Source organism: Alkalibacterium thalassium (assembly GCF_900101165.1).
In the GTDB taxonomy this organism is placed as follows: domain Bacteria; phylum Bacillota; class Bacilli; order Lactobacillales; family Carnobacteriaceae_A; genus Alkalibacterium; species Alkalibacterium indicireducens.
On sequence record NZ_FNFK01000121.1, the window covers coordinates 1 to 1,342 of the forward strand.

The following is a 1,342-nucleotide window of genomic DNA, read 5'->3' on the forward strand; positions in this document are numbered from 1 at the left end:
TTCTCTCTAGTTTCTGCAAATTCTAGATTAAGGGTCTTCTTTCTTTTTGTCTACCCTATATTTTTCTGCTTCCTACATAAACTTTACACATAGCTAGAAATCCATTGGCTAAAAAAAGAGCCCGTCTATCGGACTCTCTCTAGCATTTCCGGAGCGTAGAGATTAATCACTTGCAGTATGTGACTGAAGGAAATCGATCATGATATCGATCACTTCCTGAGTGAAAAATGGTCCACCGCCGTGATCAGCTTCGTCTACACAGTAGAAAGTGGAGTCAATGCCTCTCGAGGTGCAGATCGTATGCAGCTCCGTACTCTGCTCAAAAGGGACGATTGTGTCTCTATTGCCGTGCATGATCAGTAAAGGGGGATAAGTCACATCGTCTTTTAAATAATGATGAACCGTACCCGCCATTTTTCTGTCGACTGCTCCATCTGATAAGAAATCAGCCAAAAGGAGATTTTCCGGACTGGTTGGAACGTCGTGCGGGACTGTCGAGTTAGGTGTGCTGATGGTAGTCAGATCAGTAACGCCATACAAATCGATTATCCCTCTAATATCTGGAAGAGGCCTACTGGACGCATCCAGTTGATCCGTCCCCCATGTGGCCCAGCTCAACAGCGCAGTATGTCCGCCGCTGGAATCACCTGACAGGAATAGGTTAGTGATGTCTACAGGCAGCTCATCGGCATGATCGACCAGATAACGGACCGCCGTCTTGCAGTCTTCGACGTGACTGGGAAATGTTGCATCTGGAATAGGCAGGTACTCGACGACTACCAATATATATCCACTCGTCACTATATCCTTGAAATCAAATATGTGACCATTCAGATTCTGCTTGAACCAGGCTGACCCCTGGACATGAACGACTACAGGGTAGCGTGTCGTTTCGTTACCATGCTGGTCAGGATACACCATGCGGATCTTCAGATTATGGCCATTCTTTCTAGCGTAGACTAGGTCTTCACTGTCCGCCCGTGCAAGCATATTGGTCAAATCACCCTTGACTGTTTTCATCCCGGGTGCTGTCGCTTCAGATTTTGGCATTGTTTCGGGAGTATAGGACATTCAATTACACACACCTTTCAAATGGGAATATCTTATCTATGAGTTTATATGTCCGGTCAATTGATGTCAATTTAACAGGTAATCGCTTTCTGAAGTCTGTATAAAAAAGCACAGACAAGCCTGTTAATCCAGTGCCTGTGCGATGACTTAATCGAGTATGATCAGTTTAAACTTATTTACTCAAGTTTTGCAGTTGAATATCCAGGTTTAACCCTTGCGGTTATTGAAACTTCTTATAAATAATTATCAAAAAACACACAAAAAGACACCT

The 1,342-nt window shown here is 44.0% G+C and carries 1 protein-coding gene; it reads right to left on the bottom strand.

From position 1 onward, the window contains the following. Positions 1-162: 162 nt before the first annotated feature. On the bottom strand, positions 163-1,071 hold the full coding sequence (locus tag BLR76_RS11535) for an alpha/beta hydrolase (RefSeq protein ID WP_091269069.1): 909 nt from the start codon (positions 1,069-1,071) through the stop codon (positions 163-165). Positions 1,072-1,342 lie beyond the last annotated feature (271 nt).

Excerpts from the sequence above, each read along its gene's own strand:
- BLR76_RS11535 (WP_091269069.1), bottom strand. The coding sequence starts at position 1,071 with ATGTCCTATACTCCCGAAACAATGCCAAAATCTGAAGCGACAGCACCC.